Here is an 18,091-nt window from a genome sequence, read left to right on the forward strand (position 1 = left end):
GGTTTTTATGTGTATGGCAGAGCAAGTGACGGCGAAAAAAGACGCCAAGACACAACAGCTGAAAGTTCCTCCCCACTCTTTTGAGGCCGAACAGTCCGTACTGGGCGGCCTGATGCTGGATAACGATGCCTGGGATCGGGTTGCCGAACGGGTTATCGATCAGGATTTCTACAGCCGTCCGCACCGGTTGATCTTCCAGGCCATGACCCGCCTCTCCAACGCGGGCAACCCCATCGACCTCATTACCCTGCAGGAGGAGCTGGAGCGCTCCGAACAGCTGGAAGAGGCGGGCGGCTTTGCCTATCTGGTGGAGATCGCCAAGAACACCCCGAGTGCCGCCAACATCAACGCTTACGCGGAAATCGTGCGGGAGCGGGCGGTGGTGCGGGAGATGATCTCGGTCGCCAACGAGATCGTCGAAGCGGGCTACGAGCCGCAGGGCCGTACCTCCAACGATCTGCTCGATCTGGCCGAGAGCAAGGTATTCCAGATCGCCGAGCAGCGCACCAGCGCCAACGAAGGCCCCCAGCCGCTCAAGCTGATCCTCGAGCAGACCGTCGACAAGATTGAAGAGCTGTTCAAGACCCCCCACAACGGGGTGACCGGGGTATCGAGCGGTTACAACGATCTGGACAAGATGACCGCCGGTTTGCAGCGTTCGGACTTGATCATCGTGGCGGCCCGTCCCTCCATGGGCAAGACCACCTTTGCCATGAACCTGTGCGAGCATGCGGCCCTCACCGCCGACAAGCCGGTGCTTATCTTCTCGCTGGAGATGCCCTCCGAGCAGATCATCATGCGTATGCTCGCCTCGGTGGGGCGTATCGACCAGACCAAGGTGCGTACCGGTCAGCTCGACGACGAGGATTGGGCCCGTCTCTCCTCCACCATGGGATTGCTGCTGGAGAAGGGCAAGATGTATATCGATGACTCCTCCGGCCTCACCCCGACCGAAGTGCGCTCCCGCGCTCGTCGGGTGGCGCGGGACAACGGCGGCATCAGCATGATCATGGTGGACTACCTGCAGCTGATGCGGGTGCCGGCGCTCTCTGACAACCGTACCTTGGAGATCGGTGAAATCTCCCGCTCCCTCAAGGCGCTGGCCAAAGAGCTGCAGTGTCCGGTGGTGGCGCTCTCCCAGCTGAACCGAAGCCTGGAACAGCGGGCCGACAAGCGCCCGGTCAACTCGGACCTTCGTGAATCGGGCTCCATCGAGCAGGATGCGGATTTGATCATGTTTATCTATCGTGATGAGGTTTATCACGATGACAGCCCTGACAAGGGAATTGCCGAGATCATCATCGGCAAGCAGCGTAACGGCCCTATCGGAAGAGTGCGCCTCACCTTCCAGGGTCAGTTCTCCCGGTTCGACAACTATGCCGGTCCGGCGTTTGACGACGATTATTGATAAGTAACAATCATGGCAATCCTGTGGTCAGGATTGCCACCACCGCTCTGACCCGCTTGCCATTCACTGCAAGGCAGCCCGTCAGAGCCTGTTTTCCCGGTTCGACAATTATGCCGGTCCGGCCTTCGACGACGATAAGTGAGTGGCGGTCTTCTGCCCGATGAGGGGGAGACCATTTGTGCCCTCGTAAGGGAAAACCATGAAAGCGGCTACTGCCCAAATCAATACTGCGGCCTTGCGCCACAACCTCGCCGTGGTCAAGCGCCACGCCCCCGCTTGCAAGATCATCGCTGTGGTCAAGGCCAACGCCTATGGCCACGGACTGCTGCCGGTCGCCCGCACCCTGGTGGATGCGGATGCCTATGCGGTGGCCCGTATCGAAGAGGCGCTGATGCTGCGCTCCTGCGCCGTGGTCAAACCCATAGTGCTGCTGGAGGGATTCTTCTCCGCCGACGATCTGCCGGTGCTGGCGGCCAACAACCTGCAGACGGCGGTTCATACCTGGGAGCAGCTCGAAGCGCTGGAGCAGGTCGAGCTGCCAGCGCCCGTGGTGGCCTGGCTCAAGCTCGACACCGGCATGCACCGCCTCGGGGTGCGTGCCGACGAGATGCCCGCCTTTATCGAGCGACTCGGCAAGTGCAAGAACGTGGTGCAGCCGTTCAACATCATGACCCACTTCAGCCGCTCCGATGAGCTGGAGCAGCCCACCACCCGCGAGCAGATCGACCTCTTCAGCAAGTTGACCGCACCGCTGGCAGGCGAGCGGGCCATGGCCAACTCGGCGGGTATTCTGGCCTGGCCGGACTCCCACTGCGACTGGGTGCGCCCCGGCGTCATCCTCTACGGCGTGTCGCCCTTCCCCAACACGGTGGCGGCCGATTATGACCTGCAGCCGGTGATGACCTTGAAGACACAGCTGATTGCGGTGCGGGATCACAAGGCGGGCGAGCCGGTGGGCTATGGCGCCAACTGGGTGTCGGATCGCGATACCCGGCTCGGGGTGATCGCCATCGGCTACGGTGACGGCTATCCGCGCATGGCACCCAACGGCACATCCGTGCTGGTCAACGGCCGCATCGTGCCGCTGGTGGGGCGTGTCTCCATGGATATGAGCACCGTCGATCTGGGCCCGGGCGCCACCGACAAGCCCGGCGACGAGGCGGTACTGTGGGGCGAGGGGTTGCCGGTGGAGCGGGTGGCCGACGAGATTGGCACCATCCCCTACGAACTCATCACCAAGCTCACCTCCCGCGTCTTTATGGAGTACGTCTGATGTGGCAGCAGTGCCTGCTGACTCTGAAGCCCCGTTCGCGGGGCTTTCATCTGGTGACGGACGAGCTGGTGGCCAAGCTGCCGATGCTGGCGGATTACCGGATTGGCATGGCGCACCTGCTGCTGCAACACACTTCCGCCTCGCTCACTCTCAACGAGAACTGCGATCCGAGTGTGCGCAGCGATATGGAGGCCCATCTGCACCGGTTGGCGCCGGAGGATGCCCCCTACTATCGCCACACCTATGAGGGGCCGGATGACATGCCCGCCCACATCAAATCCTCCCTGCTCGGGGTGAGCCTGCTGCTGCCGATCCGTGATGGTCAGCTGGCGCTCGGCACCTGGCAGGGGATCTGGCTTGGCGAACATCGCGTCGATGGTAGTGCCCGCAAGGTACTGGTGACCCTGCAGGGTGAGTAATCAGGCTGCAACCAGCCGAAAACGACGATAAAAAAGAGGGATGGCATTGAGCCATCCCTCTTTTGTTTTTGCGCTTTCGCGAGCTATCCGCTTGCCAGTGGCACGGCGCTCTGCGTGGCTCAGCCGACCTTGAAGGGGGTCAGCTCGGCCAGCGGGGCTGCGTCCATAAAGGCTTGCGGCTCCTGACCGTGTTTGAAGATCTTGAAATCCTGCTCGCGGGTGCTCCAGTACTCCAGACGCTCGCTGCCGTTTTCTCCGGTGATTTGCAGCAGGCTCGCTTCGCGCAGGGCCACCACGTGCTCGCTCGGGTTGATGGCGCAGAACTCGGCCAGACGCTCGTCGCGGGTCTCGCCCATGTGGCCGCTGATGCTGGCGTCCAGATAGTGCGGGTTGATCTGCAGCGGGAACAGGCCCAGTGCGGGCAGTACGGCGGCGCTGCAAACCGGCATGTCGTTGGTGGTACGGATGCTCGGGGTCGCCACGTTGCAACCAGCGCTCCAGCCCACATAGGGGACACCCCGCTCGCGCACGGCTCGCTGGATTGGCACGATCAGGCCGTTTTCGTGCAGCATCTGGTTGAGGCGCCAGGTATTGCCGCCGCTGATAAAGATGGCGTCCGCCTGATTGATGGCATCAACCGGATCATCGAAGTGGTGGATGCTGATGGCATCGACTCCCAGACTCTCCTGCAGCTCGTTGGCGCGGGCATCCCAGTCGCTGCGGATCACCGCGTAGGGGATCAGCAGGATGCGCTTGACCTGTTTGCGCGCGAGCAGGCTTTGAACCCGATCTCGGGCCCAGCCGAGCAGACCCGGAAATTCGTTGGCTTTACCGTTGCTAAGCAGAAGCAGTTCCATCAGATATGTCCTCAAAAAGTGAAAGCGGAGGAGGGAGGGCCACCGGAGCCGCCGTGCGGCCGGATGGCAAGAGGAGGCATGCTACCACCATTGGCGCGGCGGTTCTGTGATCGCGAGGCCCATTCAACGGCTATGGAGGAGTTATGGATGGATAACTCAATGCCAGCTGGTGGATTAATAAGCAGCGCTCCGCTCGCTGCCATCGCCAATAAAAGACCCCGCCGCAGCGGGGTCATGGCAGAGTTAGTCGAGTTTGAGATCGACCCACACCATGCGGTGATCCGAGCTGACTCCCTTGGCGATGCCGAGTTTCGCATCATAGACCAGGTGATAACCGGCCTCGAAGCTGGCAGGCCAGAAGACACCACTCTTCACCGCGTTGAGGTTGGCGGAGGGGATGACGTGATCCAGCTGCAGCACGCTGGAGTTGGTGATGCGTTCCGGGTTGGGGCGATTGAGGTTGCGTTTGCAGTCGGCCCCCTTGCTGACACACTCCGGACCCCCTTCGCTGACCGGGATCAGGGTGCCATTGGTGATGGCCTGATTCATCAGCGGGTTGTTTAGCAGATCCTGAATGGCGGTCAGGTCGCCGTCACCGGTGAGCGGATCGGCGTTGAGATCGCCGGCGATGACGAACTTGGCGTTTTTGGCCAGCCCACCCTTGGTGCCCTTGTCATCGGTCATGTAGTTGAGACCCTTGACGTAGTCGTTCCAGAAGGCGATCTCGGCGCGGTTGTGTTTGACGGTGTGGCGCGCCGCGTTGGCAAAGATTGGCGGGGTCGGGTGGGAGATCAGGAAGTGGATCACCTCTTCACCCTTCTCGGTCTTGATGCGTACCGGCACATCGGCGTGGTTCTTGGAGGAGAGCGGGTACTGCTGCCAGGCTGCGTCTGAATACCAGGCATCGCCACACTGGCGGCTGGCCGGGATCTTGACCTTGGGATTGTTGCAGTCATCGATGATGGGATTCTGCTCGCCCGGCATATCCTTCCACTTGAAGTGCTGGAAGGTGCGGATCTGCTTGGTGTCGATGGGGTATTTGGACATCACCGCAAAGGCGTACTGGCCGTGGTAGTTGCCAAAGCCCCAGGCATCGTCGGGGCCGCTGTTAACCTTGCCATCCAGATTGAGGTCATAACCGCTCATCAGGCCGGTGTTGGTGGCGAAGTTCTGCATCACCGGATAGCTGATGGCGGTCACTTCGGCATGCTGGGCATGGGCCAGATAGTTGTCGTTGAAGGCTTTCAGATCGGCGGTGCTCTCGCCTTTGCCGTCGTTGTCGAACTCGTTGAGCAGGAACACATCCGGGCGGGTGCGCTGGATGATCTCCGCCACGTTGCGGATCTGCTGCACGTTCTTGGCTTTGGTTTCAGTGGCGCCGCTCAGGCTCCCTTCGGCGAGGCGGGCCAGCAGGGCATCCTGCTCGGTGCGGGTCAAGGCCAGCTCACCGGTCAGCATACCGGCGGCCGTGCGGTCAAAAGAGAGGTTGAAGGTGGCAAAACGAACCATGGGATCAGCTGCCTTTGAGTCGTTGTCGCTGTTGCAGCCAGCCAGCATCCCGAGGGAAATGGCGGCAGCCAGTAGGGTCTTGTTGATATTATTAATTGTAATTATTCCGTAGCATCAATGAGTTATGCCTTCTGTGAGGCGGCGCCATTATAAGTAGACGGCGATGCTGCGGGGATTTTGCCTGAGCAAAGTGTGAGGGTATTCACACCACATATCTGGCGATGATGAATGTTAGCAGGGCGACATGGGGTGTGAAAAACCGGTTTATACGCTGCAGTTTCCGGGATGAATAGCGCGCTTCCAGCCGTTACCGCACTCTGAATTTGTCACACCACCATCGGCAGGCCGCTCTCGGGGTGGTGGATCACCTGTGCCGGATAGTCATAGAGCCGGGCGATGAGCTCAGGGGTGAGCACCTCGGCAGGCGTGCCATCGGCCATCAGCTTGCCCCGCTCCAGCATCACCAGCCGATCGGCATAGCGCGCCGCCAGATTGAGGTCGTGCAGCACCACCAGCACCGCAGTATTGCGGCTGGCGAGGGCGCGCGCCATGGTGAGCAGCTGATGCTGGTATTTCAGATCCAGCGCCGAGGTGGGCTCGTCGAGCAGCAGCAAGCGGGGTTGCTCGGCCTGCCCGGTCGGAGAGGGGGCCTGCCAGATCTGCGCCAGCACCCGGGCAAACTGCACCCGCTGCCGCTCGCCGCCAGAGAGCCCCGGATAGAGCCGCTTGGCCAGATGCTCGACCCCGGCATGGGTCATGGCCGCCGCTACTATCTCGTCACGCCGCGCCGCCGGTTCACTGTGGGGCAAGCGCCCCATGGCGACCACTTCTTCGCAGAGAAAGGGGAAGTTGAGGGAGGAGCTTTGCGGCAATACCCCGAGCCGGTGGGCCAGCTGGCTGCTGTCCCACTGCTGGCGATCTGCGCCAAACAGGGTGATGGAACCCTCATATTCCAGCTCGCCGGTCAGGCACTTGAGCAGCGAGCTCTTGCCCGCCCCGTTGGGGCCGAGCAGGGCGGTGAGGGTGCCGCTCTCGAGACTAAGATCGAGCCCATCCAGGATCTGGCGCTGGCCACGGCGCAGGCTGAGTCGTGTGCAGCTCAACAGGGGGGAGGAGTGTGAGGATGAGAGTGATTGCATAACAGTCCGTATCACAGGGCGCGGCGGCCTTTTACCAGCAGCCAGATGAAGAATGGAGCGCCGAGCAGGGCGGTGATGATGCCCACCGGCAGCTCGGCCGGGGCCAGCAGGGTGCGTGCCAGCATATCGGCTGCCAGCAGCAGGGCGGCACCCAGCAGGGCCGAGAGTGGCAGCAACCTGACATGGTTGGGGCCTGCCAGCAGGCGCACCAGATGGGGTACTACCAGCCCGACGAAGCCGATCATCCCCGATACCGCCACCGCCACCCCGACGCCCGCGGCGGTGAGCAGAATCAGACGACGTTTGAGGGATTGCACATTGACCCCCAGATGACGAGCCTCCCCTTCACCCAGCAGCAGGGCATTGAGGGGATTGGCATCGCGCATAAAGAGCCACAGCAGGGCCGCCAGGGTGAGCAGGGCCAGCGCCACATCGGCCGGTTTGCCTGCCGCCAGCGTTCCCATCTGCCACAGGCTCAGGTTGCGCAGCATCTGATCGTCCGCCAGATAGGTGAGCAGGCCGATCACAGCACCAGAGAGCGCCGTGATGGCGACCCCGGCCAGCAGCATGACAGTGACCGAGGTGCCCCCCTCACGGGTGCCGAGCAGATAGACCAGGGTGGTGGTGAGCGCGCCGCCGAGAAAGGCGAGCAGCGGCAGCAGACCAACCCCTATGGTGGCTTGCAGCTGCTGGCCGAGGGGGGCCAGCAGCACGATGGCGAGCGCCGCGCCGAGCGCCGCACCGCCGGAGACACCTATGATGCCTGGGTCAGCCAGGGGGTTGCGAAACAGCCCCTGCATCACTGCGCCACATAGCCCGAGGATCCCCCCCACTGCGATGCAGAGCAGGGTACGCGGCAGGCGAATTTCCTGCACGATCAGCAGCTTGTGTGACTCAATCCCGCTCTCCTGCCCGGCAAACAGCGCCCGCAGACTCTCGCCCAGGGTGAGGGTCATGGGGCCGGTTGCCAGCGAACCGAGCAGCAACAGTGCCAGTGCGGCCGTGGTGAAGGCCAGCAGCCAGGAGAGGGGTAACCGCATCATGACCCCTGCTTGATCCACTGGGCGATCTGGTTCGCCTGTTGCAGGGAGTTGAGGCTCAGGCCCCCTTGCAGGGCGTGGCCGTCGATGGCGTGAATGGCGTTACGCTTGCCAGCCGGGGTGGCGGCCAGGGCGGGCACTTCTGCCAGCACCTTGGCCGGATCGGCATATTGCTGCCAGTCACGACCGCTGACCAGTACCAGATCGGGCTGCATCTCGATGAGGGATTCTGCGGATACCGGCTTGTAGTTGCGCAATTCGGCGACCGGATTGATGCCGCCCGCCAGCGAGATCAGCGCGCTGGCGGTGGTGTCACCCCCGGCGATGCTGGTGGGTTGCCCCTTGTGCAGCAGCAGGAAGGCGACCTTGAGCGGTTTGTTCTGTTTGGCTTGCGCCGCCAGCTGATCGGTCTGGGCCTGGATCTCTGCCTTCAGGCGATCGCCAGCGGCTTTATCGCCCAGCAGGCTGGAGAGGGTGTCGATACGCTGATTGAGGTTGGCGAGAGTCGGCGCGGTATCCAGCACCTCCACCTTGACCCCGGCACGACGCAGCTGATCCAGGGTCGGGGCCGGGCCCATCTCGTCGCTGCCCACCAGTCGGGTGGGGGAGAGGCTCAGGATCCCTTCGGCGGCCAGTGCCCGGTGATAACCCACCTTGGGCAACCCTTTTGGCAAGGGGCTGCTGACATCGGTGGCGATCAGGCTCGATTCACCGCCAAGGGCCAGAATGAGTTCTGTGGTGGCCGGGCCGATACTGACGATACGCTCTTTCTGGCCGTCGGCGGCAACGGCAAAGAAGGGAGAGAGTGAACTGCAGAGCAGGGTGATGGCGAGGGCAAGACGACGGCCCATGCTAACCTCCGAAGGGGTGAATGAAACGGGTGTGCCGCCGAGAATATCAAGGCTTTGGAAAAAATGCACTGATAATGATAGCAATTATCAATTGCATTGGTTTCGGTGCTTTATTAGAGTAGCCGCCATGATAAACAGCGGGACGACCTGGTCCCGCAGAGGGAGAAAACATGAGCATTGCACAACGCATTCACGCGCTGCTGGAGCAGGATCCCGGCGCTCATCCGTCCACCCTGGCGGCCCAGCTTGCCATCAGCGAATGGGAGGTGGTTCGCCATCTGCCCGCCGAGCTGGTGACCCTGTTGCCCGCCGATCGCGCACAAGGTCTGCTGGAAGATCTGGCCGACTGGGGCCCGGTGACCACCATCGTCGAATCTGAAGGCTCCATCTTCGAGGTCAAAGCCCCCTTCCCGAAAGGCAAGGACGCACGCGGTTACTACAACCTGATGGGCCGCGACGGTGAGCTGCATGGTCATCTCAAGCTCGACAACGTGGCGGGGATTGCGCTGGTCAGCAAGCTGTTCATGGGCAAGGAGGGGCACTCCTTCCAGTTCTTCGGTCACTCCGGCCGCTGCATTTTCAAGGTCTATCTGGGTCGCGACGAGAAACGCCAGCTGCTGGCCGATCAGGTCACCCGTTTTATGGCGCTGCGCCACAACTCTCAAGAGGAAGTCAAAGCATGAGTGAACGTCAGGAGCGTCTGCAGAACCGTCTGCAACCGGAGATCCGCGAGTTTCGCGACAGCTGCCGCACCCTGCAGCTCGCCACCGTCGATGGCGAAGGCAATCCCAACGCCAGCTATGCCCCGTTCGTGCTGCAGGAAGATGGCTACTATGTGCTGATCTCCGAGATCGCCCGCCACGCCCGCAACCTGCAACAGGTGCCCCGGGTATCCCTGATGCTGATCGAGGATGAGAGCGGTGCCCGCGAGCTGTTTGCCCGCAAGCGCTTGACCTTCGATGCGGTGGCTGAAGTGGTGGCCCGTGACGACGCCCGCTGGAGCAAGGCGGTGGCGGCACTGGAAGGTCGTTTTGGCGAGATCATCAAGGGTCTCTCCAACCTCAAGGATTTCAAACTGTTCCGCCTCAAGCCGGAACAGGGGCTGTTCGTCAAGGGCTTCGGACAGGCGTTCGCGGTTTCCGGTGACGAGCTGGTGGATTTCGTCCATCTGGTGGAAGGGCACAAGCGCATCGACAACGATGCCGAGCTCACCAGCCCGGCCGATGCGCCTGTCTGATAATCTCTGTCAACCACGACAGCCGTCATAACAAAACGGGCAGCCAATTGGCTGCCCGTTTTTATTGCGTTATCTCATCCGGCCTGATCAATCCTGCCAGCTGGCCTTGTTGGGAAAAGCGCGACGATCGGCGTCGGTGGCCGTTTCGTTGCACTCTCCCCGTACCTTCCAGGAGGTCTGGCTCAGTACGATGTAGCCCTGGCGGCAATACTGCTTGGTCGCCAGGGTCTCGGTCAGCAGATTCTCCTGTAACGCCTCCCGCTGCTCCAGCAGCCGCTGGCTCTGGGCTGCCGATAGGCCGCGCGGCAAGGTGTCGTTGGGCGCGGCTTCAAAGGTGAAGCGCTTGCTCCCCTCCTCGTTGATGTGGGTCAGAAACAGGGGCTCCGGCCCGTCATACTTCTGTCCGGGCAAGCTGGAGCAGGCCGACAGCAGGGGAACAATCAACAACAGGGTGGCAGACAACAGGCGCACGACAGACTCCAGTGAGAAACGAAGCGAGGCTCGCAGATTAGCACGGCTGCAGGGCGGGTGTTACTGCCAGCAGCTCGTCGGTGGTGAGCAGGGTCACACTGCGCCCCTCCGGCAGGCTGAGGTGGCGCCACATCCAGTGATGGTGCTCGGTGATCTGTGCCGCGCTCAGATGGGGGCGATCGGCGGTGGTGTGACCATCGCTCAACACCAGCACCTCGTACCCATGGGAGGCGGCACTGCGCACAGTGGTATCGACGCAAAAATCGGTGGCGCAGCCACAGAGAATGAGTCGATCGACCGGTTGCTCGGCCAGCAGGAAGGCGAGCTCGGTATCGAGAAAGCTGTCACATGCTGTCTTGCGCACCCGGCTCTCTCCCTTGGCCGGTTGCAGCGCACTGTGCAACTGCCAACCCGGGGTGCCCGGTTCCAGTTCGGTACCGGGGGGCGAGTCATGCTGGATATAGATGACCCGTCCCTGTTGCTGCCTGACATGGGCCGCAGCCCGATTGATATTGGCCAGCACCTGCTCCTGGCGGTAACGGGGCTCGTTGAACAAGCCTTGCTGCACATCGATGATCAGTAACACATCCATATTTTACCCGCCGTTTCCTGGAAGATTAGGGTTGCAGCCACTGGCTGCAGTCACGACTGCGGGATTGATGCAGCGCGCCCATATCTTGCTTCATCTCGTCACTGTTTTGCCAGCGCTTAGGCAGCGGCATGATGGTTACCTGCACATCGGCTGCGGGATCTGCAACAGAGGTCTCATCTGTACGAGGCACGACCAGCGCTACCTTGAGGGCAGGATTGCGGCTGGCGATGCGACTGGCGAGCCCAAGCCCCCCCTCGACGTGGAAATTGCCGGCGATATGCATGATCTGCTGGCCCGGGTGCTTGACGAGATAATCCACCATGCTCTCGGCCATGGTGTCATCCCAACTGGTCTGAGCGGCGAAGCGGCGGGCGTTGCTGTCGGCATCGCCGTGGTGCATGGAGGCCATAAATTTCTGGCGATAGGGGTCATCCCCCAGCGTCAGCTGGCGGGCCAGTTGGCTGCGACGCGACGCGGGCAGTTTGTCGAGCCACTCAGCCCCCTCCTGACCGACACAGCTCACCAGCGGCTTGGGGGCGTTGGCGGCGATCACCGGCATCCGGTGAGCCTTGGCAAACTCTACCAGCGGGCGGTAGTCGCTTGGATAGTTGGGCCAGGTGTTGCCTTCGCGGATCAAGGCCGCTTCACCAATCTGGTTCGCCAGATAGGCATCCAGCGTCTTCTGATCGGCGCGGCTGAACTGCTCCATGGAGAGGGCCAATGGCCGACCGTGCTGCTGACCAGCGGTGTAGAGCCCGCTCAGCAGGCGCGATTGCAACAGATGCACGGCGGGATGGCTGTGCAGCTCACCCACCAGAATGATGTCGGCGTCGGCAATGCGCGCGATTGCCTGCTCCAGCGTCAGGTCTGCGTCTCCCTCGCTGCTTAGGCGGTAGTCATAGAGCGTCTGCAACTGTGATGACTGGGTCGGTTGAGTGGGGGTGGCACAGGCTGCCAGCAGCAGCGGCAGGGCGAGCAGGGGAAGTCGTCTAATCATGGGATCTCACGGCTGATATGCCCGGATGCCGGTGCATCTCGGGGGGCTAATAGAGAATAAGGGCAACACAGGACGACAGTGTAAAACCAATTTGGTTCAAAACAAATGAGAATGATTTCGTTTCTTGTTGATCTTTGTCGAGAGCCGGGTAATATGCGGCCTGTTTGATAACAGTTCTCAATAAGGATTCGCTGTGACCCATCATAACGCACTCTCTCTGGTTGCCCTCGCCGTGGCGGCCGGTCTCTCTTCCCAGGTCTTTGCTGCCACCCAGAAGGCGGATGAAGTCGTGGTCGTCAGCGGCTCACGGATGGAGCAAAAACTGGAAGATGTCTCCGGCCCCATCTCGGTGATCACCGCCAAGCAGATTGAAGAGCAGGTCGTCACCAACGTCGCCGACCTGTTCCGCTACGAGCCGGGAGTCAAGGCGCTGGGTGGGGAGGGGGATACCCAGACCTTCATCATCCGCGGCATGGGGGAAAACCGGGTCAAGGTGGTGCGCGACGGTGGAGCCGGGAGTCAAGGCGCTGGGTGGGGAGGGGGATACCCAGACCTTCATCATCCGCGGCATGGGGGAAAACCGGGTCAAGGTGGTGCGCGACGGTGTGCGCCAGAACGATGCTTACAGCAAGGGCGGTGTTGGCCAGAGCTACTTTGATACCGACATGATCAAGCAGGTAGAAGTGGCCAAGGGGCCTGCGTCTGCCGCCTACGGCTCCGATGCGCTGGGTGGCGTAATTGCCATCACCACCAAGGATGCCAGCGATTTCCTCAAGGGCAAGGATAGTTATCTGGACGTGACCAGCGGTTACGCCTCCAGCAGCCACCAGAAGATGGCGGGCTTTACCGGCGCCCTGCGCACTGGTGAAGTGGAGAACCTGCTGCGCTACACCTGGCGCGATGGCGGTGTGACCCAGAATTTCGACTCCACCAAGAACGACTTCGATATCGGTACCCACGCCCTGCTGCTCAAGAGCAAGTGGAACCTCTCCGATGAGCAGTTCCTCAAGCTGACCGTTGACTACCTGACCGATGGCGAGGAACCGGATGCGGTCAAGCTCAACAAGGTCGGTAGCCGGATGGCGCAGGTCTTCGAGCAGCCCATTACCGACAAGCAGACTGATAACCTCTCTGTGGTGCTGGATCACGGCATCGCGTTGAATCAAGGCTGGGCCGACCGGATGGATAGCAAGGTCTACTTTGCCCGCACCAAGCAGACGCTGGATCAGTACGCCTCATCCCAGTATCCGGTTAACCCGCGTAGCCGCTATGTGTTCAAAAATTCGCTGGATCACAATGTGTTCGATCAGAAGAACATCGGCGCCCAGTTGCAGTTCCACAAGGCAGTCGCCAACCACCGCCTGGCCTGGGGTGCTGAGTACGAGCACACCGACAACGAACGTACCCGTTACAAGGGGCCTACGACTCCCGGTGATTTTGTCGGCTACAACGAGCTGAGCTTCCCGGCGACCACTAGCGAGCGCAGCGCCCTGTGGGCCTTTGACGAGATCAAGTTTGGCGAGCGCTGGGTGCTGACCCCGGGGGCCCGTTATGACTACTACCGGATGACTCCGGACAACGACCCTGCTTACACAGGCGACAAGCTGCACAAGTTATCGGAAGGGGAGCTGTCACCCAAGCTGGGTCTGGTGTTTAAGGCCCACGAGGCGGCCAACCTGTTCGCCCAGTACAGCCACGGCTTCAAGGCCCCCATGTATGACAACGCCTTCTCCACCCTGAACCATCAGGCTTACAGGTATCGTGTCGAGCCCAACCCTAACCTCAACCCGGAGAGCAGCGACGGCATCGATCTCGGTGTACGTGGCAACAGCAATGGCTTCAGCTATGAAGTGGCCAGCTTCTACAACAAGTTTGACGATTTCATCAGCCGCGTTGTTGTTGGTAAGGAAGGAGACACCGATGTTTATCAATTTCAAAATTTGAGTAAGGTTACGACTAAAGGGATCGAGGCCAAGGCGGATTACTGGTTCAATGACATTGTCAATATTTGGGGGAACTTGGCATATATCGATGGTAAAGATGGTAACGGTAATTATATCAATGAATTAAGCCCATTGAGTGGCAGTGTCGGTGTCCGTCTGGAGCAAGAAAAATGGAACTTCAATACAGCACTGCGCTTTGCCGACGACATGGGCAAGGTCGGCAAGGATGCGAACGGCAAGGAGTATGAGAAGGCGGCCGGTTGGGGAGTGGTGGATATGTATGCCCAGTTCAACCCGATGACTGATCTGCAGCTTAATGTCGGGGTCTTCAACCTGTTTGACAAGGAGTACACCAGCTACGAGCGCATCGCCGGTCGTGCCGAGGGCTCCGATAACAGCATGATGACCGAACCGGGCCGCAACCTGAGTGCACGGGTCAAATACGTATTCTAAAGAGCAAACAACAGACGCAGATGATCAAAGGGGCTTCGGCCCCTTTTTTGTCGCCGCCATGTTGTGACGATGGCGCAGAGCAGATGTTTGCCTAAAAAGAAACCCGCCATGGGCGGGTGGAAGGATTGCAACACTAACCAGGAGGAGGTGTTACCAAGTAGACCCCACCTCTTCGGTAATAGTTCAATTTTATTGAAGTTTTTTCGTTTTCTTCGCGGGGTTTCCATCGGGATCTGCGGGGGCGGATGGGTTATCATTCTGCTCCCGTCATCCGGTTGCAGAGGATTTATGCCCGCGTTCTCCTGGTTAGCGCTCTTTTTCGGCGCCTTCTATTTTGTCTACGGCGCTTACTTGCCGTTCTGGTCGCTCTGGCTGGAGGGGGTGGGCGTCAGCGCCGAGATGATTGGTCTCCTGCTGGGGGCAGGGATGGCGATCCGCTTTGCCGGCAACCTGATGGTGATGGGGCAGATCAAGGGGGCGGGCCATCTGCTGCCGGTTACCCGGTTGCTCTCCCTGCTCAGTCTGCTGGCGTTTCTCGGCTTCTATCTCAGTCATAACCTCTGGTGGCTGGTGGGCTTGACCCTGCTGGCGAACTTTATCTATCCGACCCTGATGCCGGTGGGGGAGGCGCTGGCGACCCGCATGGTGGTGCAGGCGCACCTCGATTACGGCAAGGTGCGGCTGTGCGGTTCGTTTGCCTTTATTGTCGCCTCTACCCTGGTGGGGGCGCTGGTGGGCAACTTCGGTAGTGACTGGATTTTGCACACCATGGTGGCGGGGCTGGCGCTGATGCTGCTGCTCAGCTGGCTGCCGCTCTATCCGGCGCCACAGGATAGTCAGGGCGAGCGGGCCAAGGCGTCCTTGCTGGCAACCCTGCGCAGCGCACCGGTGCGCCGTTTCCTGCTGCTGACAGCGCTGCTGCAGGGGAGCCACGCCGCCTATTACGGTTTCAGTGCCATCTACTGGAAGGCGCAAGGGTATAGCGGCACCATCATCGGCTATCTCTGGGCGCTCGGGGTGGTGGCGGAGATCTGTATGTTTGCCGCCGACAAGCGTTTCTTGCAGCGCTTTGGCGCCCAGAGTCTCTTTATCGCCGGTGCCATCGGTTGTGTGGTGCGCTGGGTATTGCTGGGTGCCTCGACCGAGTTGTGGGTGCTGGTGCTGGGGCAATTGCTCCACTCGGTGACGTTCGGCATGAGCCATCTGGGGGCTGTGCGCTTCATGACTCGCCAGCTGCCCGCCGAGCAGTTGATCCCGACTCAGGCGCTCTATGCGGCCCTTGGCCTCGGCATGACGGTGGCGGCCCTGATGGCGCTCTGCGGCGTGCTGTTCGAGCCTCTCGGCGGTGGCATCTTCTTCCTGATGGTGCTGGTGGTCTTGCCGGTCTTCTTCCTGCGGCTGCGCCCCTTTGCGCCGTCTGCGCAGGAGAGTGCTCCAGCCTGATACTTATCAGTCCGAATCGTAACAACAGCCAAAAAGAAGCTTCTCGACTCAAATGTAAGTCAGTTAAGCCTTAATGACATTGTTGTTCGCTTTTTGGGATTGATTTGTTGTGGTTTAACCATCCCGAATACCATTTTAGGTGGTACAGTCGCCACCATAACCTGAGGTGTTTAATGACAAGATTGCGTCGCTCATTTACTGCCGAGTTCAAACTGGAAGCCGCATCCCTGGTGCTCTACCAGGGATATTCAGTCCCCCGAAGCAAGCCGTTCACTGGATGTCGGTGAAACCGTGCTTCGCCGCAGGGTTCAGCAACTCCAATCCGAACGAACCGGCACTCCCCATATCAGTAAAGCACTGACTCCGGAGCAGCAGAAAGTCCAGGAGCTGGAAGCCCGCATCAACCGGCTCGAGCGCGAAAAGGACATACTAAAAGCTACTGCTCTCTTGATAGCGGACGAGTTCACACGTACGCGCTTATAGACCGATTAAGGGAGCGGGCCTCCATCACTCTGGTCTGCTGCGCTTTCGATGTGCCCACTTCCTGTTTTTAAGACTATCTGGCCCGCAGGCGGACGATTAACCGTGAGCGTATGCAGCTGCGCTGTGAGTTGCGCCGTTTGTTCAAATAGAGCCGGAACTCAGCGGGCAGCCGCGCCTTGATGTCGATGATGCGGGCGTTGGGGTATCAGATTGGCCGATCCAAAGTGCGGCCCCTGATGAAGGATGCCGGGTTGGCATCCAAACCGCCGGGCGCACACCGCTATAAGGTGGCACGGTCAGAACGACCGGACATTCCCAAGCTGCTGGCCCTCGAATTTGATGTTCCGCAACCCAATCAGGTGTAGCGATATCAGCTATGTCTGTGCTGGTGGTCGTTGGCATTATCTGACAGCGGTGCGTCATGATACTAACTTGCCGAGGATGGCGTATTGCATCTCTTGCAAGGGGAGCACATGGCGAGCAGCTCCCAGCTTGATCGCTTCCTTGGGCATGCCGAAGACCACGCAGGAGGCCTCATCCTGGGCATAGGTGTTGGCACCCGCATCCAGCATCTCGCGCAATCCCCGGGCACCATCATCCCCCATGCCGGTCATGATGATGCCGGTGGCATTCTTGCCGGCATATTTGGCGACGGAGCGAAACAGTACATCCACCGAGGGGCGATGGCGGTTGATAAGCGGCCCGTCGACTACCTCGACGTGATAGTAGGCACCGCTGCGTTTGAGCAGCATATGCTTGCCGCCGGGGGCTATCAGCGCCAGCCCCGGGATCACCCGGTCATTGTTCCTCGCCTCCCGCACTTCTATCTGGCAGACCCCGTTCAGCCGTTCTGCAAACATGGCGGTAAATTTCTCTGGCATGTGCTGCACGATGACAATGCCGGGGCTGACCCGGGGCAAGGCTGTCAGCACGGCTTCCAGCGCCTGGGTGCCGCCGGTCGAGGTGCCGATGGCGATGAGCCGCTCGGTGGTTTGTGCCATGGCGTGCTGGTTGGGCGCCAGCATGGCATCCGCGTTGAGCTTGGTGCTGACCGGTACAGAGGAGGGCTTGCCCACGCGCTTGAGGTTGGCCTGGGCCGCGGCACGTACCGCCATGGCCAGGTCGTGGGCAGATTCTTGCAGAAAGCTTTTTATCCCCATGGTCGGTTTGGTGATGATGTCCACCGCGCCGGCAGCCATTGCCTGCAAGGTGGTCTCGGCCCCCTTTTCGGTGAGGGAGGAGCAGATCACCACCGGGGTTGGATGCTCTGCCATGATCTTGGAGAGAAAAGTGATGCCATCCATACGGGGCATCTCCACATCGAGCACGATGACGTCAGGCCACTCTTTCTTCAGTTTTTCCTGGGCAAACAAGGGATCCGATGCTGTGGCTATCACCCGGATATCAGGCTCCTGCTCCAGCACCGCTTGCAATACCTGTCTGACCACGGCGGAATCATCCACCAGCATGACCCGGATCTGCTTCATTCTCGCGACTCCCGTTGATGTGGCAGACGATGATGGCGGAGCCAGACACTGCCGTTGCTGAGCTCAAAGAGCAAGCTTCGGTGGCCGCTATGGCCAAGATGATGAGCCTTGATATCAAGGCCAAGGTGTCGGGTCAGCTGCCAGGCTGCCTGAATATTTTTGGCGGCGACATTGTTGTCGCTCTGTGCGTATTGAGGCTCGGTAAACATGTTGCCACCCCCGAACAACTTGGCCTCATATTCATGGATGGGGGCGGGATAGTGACTGGCCGCTTGCAGCAACAAGGCGAGGGCCTCATCGGCATAGCGCCCATCCAGCTTGGCAGAGGGATTGCGCCGACTTGGCAGCATGTAGTGACACATTCCTCCCTGTTTCTGCTCCGGATGCCACAAGGTGATGGCAATACAGGAGCCCAGTACGGTTCTGACCACTACATCCTCCTTGCCAAAAAAGAGCTCTCCCGGTTGCAGGATCACCTCCCGAGTCATG

The 18,091-nt window shown here is 60.5% G+C and carries 16 protein-coding genes and 2 pseudogenes; 8 read left to right on the forward strand and 10 right to left on the reverse strand.

The window, feature by feature from the left end:
• Nucleotides 1-13 precede the first annotated feature (13 nt).
• The 3 genes from dnaB (at nt 14) to AB5Y76_RS07630 (ending at nt 3,100) form a co-directional block, all read left to right on the forward strand.
• Nucleotides 14-1,408, forward strand: a complete 1,395-nt coding sequence (gene dnaB, locus AB5Y76_RS07620; protein ID WP_150389545.1) for a replicative DNA helicase — start codon at nt 14-16, stop codon at nt 1,406-1,408.
• Nucleotides 1,409-1,607: 199 nt separating this feature from the next.
• On the forward strand, nt 1,608-2,681 hold the full coding sequence (gene alr / locus AB5Y76_RS07625; protein WP_201942336.1) for an alanine racemase: 1,074 nt from the start codon (nt 1,608-1,610) through the stop codon (nt 2,679-2,681).
• Nucleotides 2,681-3,100, forward strand: a complete 420-nt coding sequence (locus tag AB5Y76_RS07630) for a secondary thiamine-phosphate synthase enzyme YjbQ (RefSeq protein ID WP_263717396.1) — start codon at nt 2,681-2,683, stop codon at nt 3,098-3,100. The genes alr and AB5Y76_RS07630 overlap by 1 nt, the downstream gene beginning before the upstream one ends.
• 119 nt (nt 3,101-3,219) lie before the next feature.
• Here AB5Y76_RS07630 and pepE read toward each other — a convergent pair whose 3' ends face one another.
• The 5 genes from pepE to AB5Y76_RS07655 all read right to left on the reverse strand — a co-directional run bounded on the left by pepE (nt 3,220) and on the right by AB5Y76_RS07655 (nt 8,496).
• Nucleotides 3,220-3,957, reverse strand: a complete 738-nt coding sequence (gene pepE, locus AB5Y76_RS07635) for a dipeptidase PepE (protein WP_263717397.1) — start codon at nt 3,955-3,957, stop codon at nt 3,220-3,222.
• Nucleotides 3,958-4,200: 243 nt separating this feature from the next.
• On the reverse strand, nt 4,201-5,562 hold the full coding sequence (locus tag AB5Y76_RS07640; protein WP_263717494.1) for an endonuclease/exonuclease/phosphatase family protein: 1,362 nt from the start codon (nt 5,560-5,562) through the stop codon (nt 4,201-4,203).
• 230 nt (nt 5,563-5,792) lie between these two features.
• Nucleotides 5,793-6,605 (reverse strand): heme ABC transporter ATP-binding protein, encoded by an 813-nt coding sequence (locus AB5Y76_RS07645; RefSeq protein ID WP_266134374.1) that lies wholly within the window; start codon nt 6,603-6,605, stop codon nt 5,793-5,795.
• A gap of 11 nt (nt 6,606-6,616) precedes the next feature.
• Entirely contained in the window at nt 6,617-7,648 is a 1,032-nt protein-coding gene (locus AB5Y76_RS07650) for an iron ABC transporter permease (protein WP_005335261.1), read from the reverse strand.
• Nucleotides 7,645-8,496 (reverse strand): hemin ABC transporter substrate-binding protein, encoded by an 852-nt coding sequence (locus AB5Y76_RS07655; RefSeq protein ID WP_263717398.1) that lies wholly within the window; start codon nt 8,494-8,496, stop codon nt 7,645-7,647. Before AB5Y76_RS07655 ends, AB5Y76_RS07650 begins: the two co-directional genes overlap by 4 nt.
• 170 nt (nt 8,497-8,666) lie before the next feature.
• Between AB5Y76_RS07655 and hutX the strand changes: the two genes are divergently transcribed.
• Together hutX and hutZ are read left to right on the forward strand one after the other, a co-directional pair.
• Nucleotides 8,667-9,179 carry a heme utilization cystosolic carrier protein HutX gene (gene hutX / locus AB5Y76_RS07660; protein ID WP_005362516.1) on the forward strand — a complete coding sequence of 171 codons (513 nt, stop codon included), beginning with the start codon at nt 8,667-8,669 and terminating at the stop codon, nt 9,177-9,179.
• Nucleotides 9,176-9,733 (forward strand): heme utilization protein HutZ, encoded by a 558-nt coding sequence (hutZ, locus tag AB5Y76_RS07665; protein WP_263717399.1) that lies wholly within the window; start codon nt 9,176-9,178, stop codon nt 9,731-9,733. The genes hutX and hutZ overlap by 4 nt, the downstream gene beginning before the upstream one ends.
• Nucleotides 9,734-9,820: 87 nt before the next feature.
• On the opposite strand, the gene AB5Y76_RS07670 is transcribed toward hutZ, so the two are convergent.
• From AB5Y76_RS07670 to AB5Y76_RS07680, 3 genes are read right to left on the reverse strand one after another with little or no spacing between them, the layout of a single operon-like run.
• Complete coding sequence (locus tag AB5Y76_RS07670) at nt 9,821-10,204, reverse strand: hypothetical protein (protein WP_005335256.1); 384 nt, start codon at nt 10,202-10,204, stop codon at nt 9,821-9,823.
• Between the two features lie 37 nt (nt 10,205-10,241).
• A complete protein-coding gene (locus AB5Y76_RS07675; RefSeq protein ID WP_005348211.1) occupies nt 10,242-10,796 on the reverse strand; it encodes a cysteine hydrolase family protein in 555 nt (184 codons plus the stop codon).
• Nucleotides 10,797-10,821: 25 nt separating this feature from the next.
• Entirely contained in the window at nt 10,822-11,793 is a 972-nt protein-coding gene (locus AB5Y76_RS07680) for a ChaN family lipoprotein (protein WP_263717400.1), read from the reverse strand.
• A 193-nt stretch (nt 11,794-11,986) separates the two neighbouring features.
• Here AB5Y76_RS07680 and AB5Y76_RS07685 point away from each other — a divergent pair.
• From AB5Y76_RS07685 to AB5Y76_RS07695, 3 genes and pseudogenes are all read left to right on the forward strand, one after another.
• Nucleotides 11,987-14,189, forward strand: a pseudogene (locus AB5Y76_RS07685) (TonB-dependent hemoglobin/transferrin/lactoferrin family receptor).
• 288 nt (nt 14,190-14,477) lie between these two features.
• Entirely contained in the window at nt 14,478-15,632 is a 1,155-nt protein-coding gene (locus tag AB5Y76_RS07690; protein WP_150997682.1) for a 3-phenylpropionate MFS transporter, read from the forward strand.
• Nucleotides 15,633-15,805: 173 nt separating this feature from the next.
• Nucleotides 15,806-16,523: pseudogene (locus AB5Y76_RS07695) on the forward strand (transposase); the annotation flags it as partial.
• Nucleotides 16,524-16,534: 11 nt separating this feature from the next.
• On the opposite strand, the gene AB5Y76_RS07700 reads toward AB5Y76_RS07695, so the two are convergent.
• Both AB5Y76_RS07700 and cheD read right to left on the reverse strand, forming a co-directional pair.
• Nucleotides 16,535-17,602, reverse strand: coding sequence for a chemotaxis response regulator protein-glutamate methylesterase (locus AB5Y76_RS07700; protein WP_263717402.1), 1,068 nt, complete (start codon nt 17,600-17,602; stop codon nt 16,535-16,537).
• Entirely contained in the window at nt 17,599-18,090 is a 492-nt protein-coding gene (gene cheD / locus AB5Y76_RS07705; protein ID WP_005338793.1) for a chemoreceptor glutamine deamidase CheD, read from the reverse strand. The genes AB5Y76_RS07700 and cheD overlap by 4 nt, the downstream gene beginning before the upstream one ends.
• Between the last annotated feature and the right edge of the window lies 1 nt (nt 18,091).

It is taken from the genome of Aeromonas sp. R1-2, from assembly GCF_040908505.1.
GTDB classification, from domain to species: domain Bacteria; phylum Pseudomonadota; class Gammaproteobacteria; order Enterobacterales; family Aeromonadaceae; genus Aeromonas; species Aeromonas veronii.

What these genes read in the sequence shown, in the direction of transcription:
- AB5Y76_RS07655 (WP_263717398.1), bottom strand. Translation starts at nt 8,496, where the DNA reads ATGGGCCGTCGTCTTGCCCTCGCCATCACCCTGCTCTGCAGTTCACTC.
- AB5Y76_RS07680 (WP_263717400.1), bottom strand. Translation starts at nt 11,793, where the DNA reads ATGATTAGACGACTTCCCCTGCTCGCCCTGCCGCTGCTGCTGGCAGCC.
- dnaB (WP_150389545.1), top strand. Translation starts at nt 14, where the DNA reads ATGGCAGAGCAAGTGACGGCGAAAAAAGACGCCAAGACACAACAGCTG.
- cheD (WP_005338793.1), bottom strand. Translation starts at nt 18,090, where the DNA reads ATGACTCGGGAGGTGATCCTGCAACCGGGAGAGCTCTTTTTTGGCAAG.
- alr (WP_201942336.1), top strand. Translation starts at nt 1,608, where the DNA reads ATGAAAGCGGCTACTGCCCAAATCAATACTGCGGCCTTGCGCCACAAC.
- hutX (WP_005362516.1), top strand. Translation starts at nt 8,667, where the DNA reads ATGAGCATTGCACAACGCATTCACGCGCTGCTGGAGCAGGATCCCGGC.
- pepE (WP_263717397.1), bottom strand. Translation starts at nt 3,957, where the DNA reads ATGGAACTGCTTCTGCTTAGCAACGGTAAAGCCAACGAATTTCCGGGT.
- AB5Y76_RS07645 (WP_266134374.1), bottom strand. Translation starts at nt 6,605, where the DNA reads ATGCAATCACTCTCATCCTCACACTCCTCCCCCCTGTTGAGCTGCACA.
- AB5Y76_RS07630 (WP_263717396.1), top strand. Translation starts at nt 2,681, where the DNA reads ATGTGGCAGCAGTGCCTGCTGACTCTGAAGCCCCGTTCGCGGGGCTTT.
- AB5Y76_RS07650 (WP_005335261.1), bottom strand. Translation starts at nt 7,648, where the DNA reads ATGATGCGGTTACCCCTCTCCTGGCTGCTGGCCTTCACCACGGCCGCA.
- AB5Y76_RS07690 (WP_150997682.1), top strand. Translation starts at nt 14,478, where the DNA reads ATGCCCGCGTTCTCCTGGTTAGCGCTCTTTTTCGGCGCCTTCTATTTT.
- AB5Y76_RS07700 (WP_263717402.1), bottom strand. Translation starts at nt 17,602, where the DNA reads ATGAAGCAGATCCGGGTCATGCTGGTGGATGATTCCGCCGTGGTCAGA.
- hutZ (WP_263717399.1), top strand. Translation starts at nt 9,176, where the DNA reads ATGAGTGAACGTCAGGAGCGTCTGCAGAACCGTCTGCAACCGGAGATC.
- AB5Y76_RS07675 (WP_005348211.1), bottom strand. Translation starts at nt 10,796, where the DNA reads ATGGATGTGTTACTGATCATCGATGTGCAGCAAGGCTTGTTCAACGAG.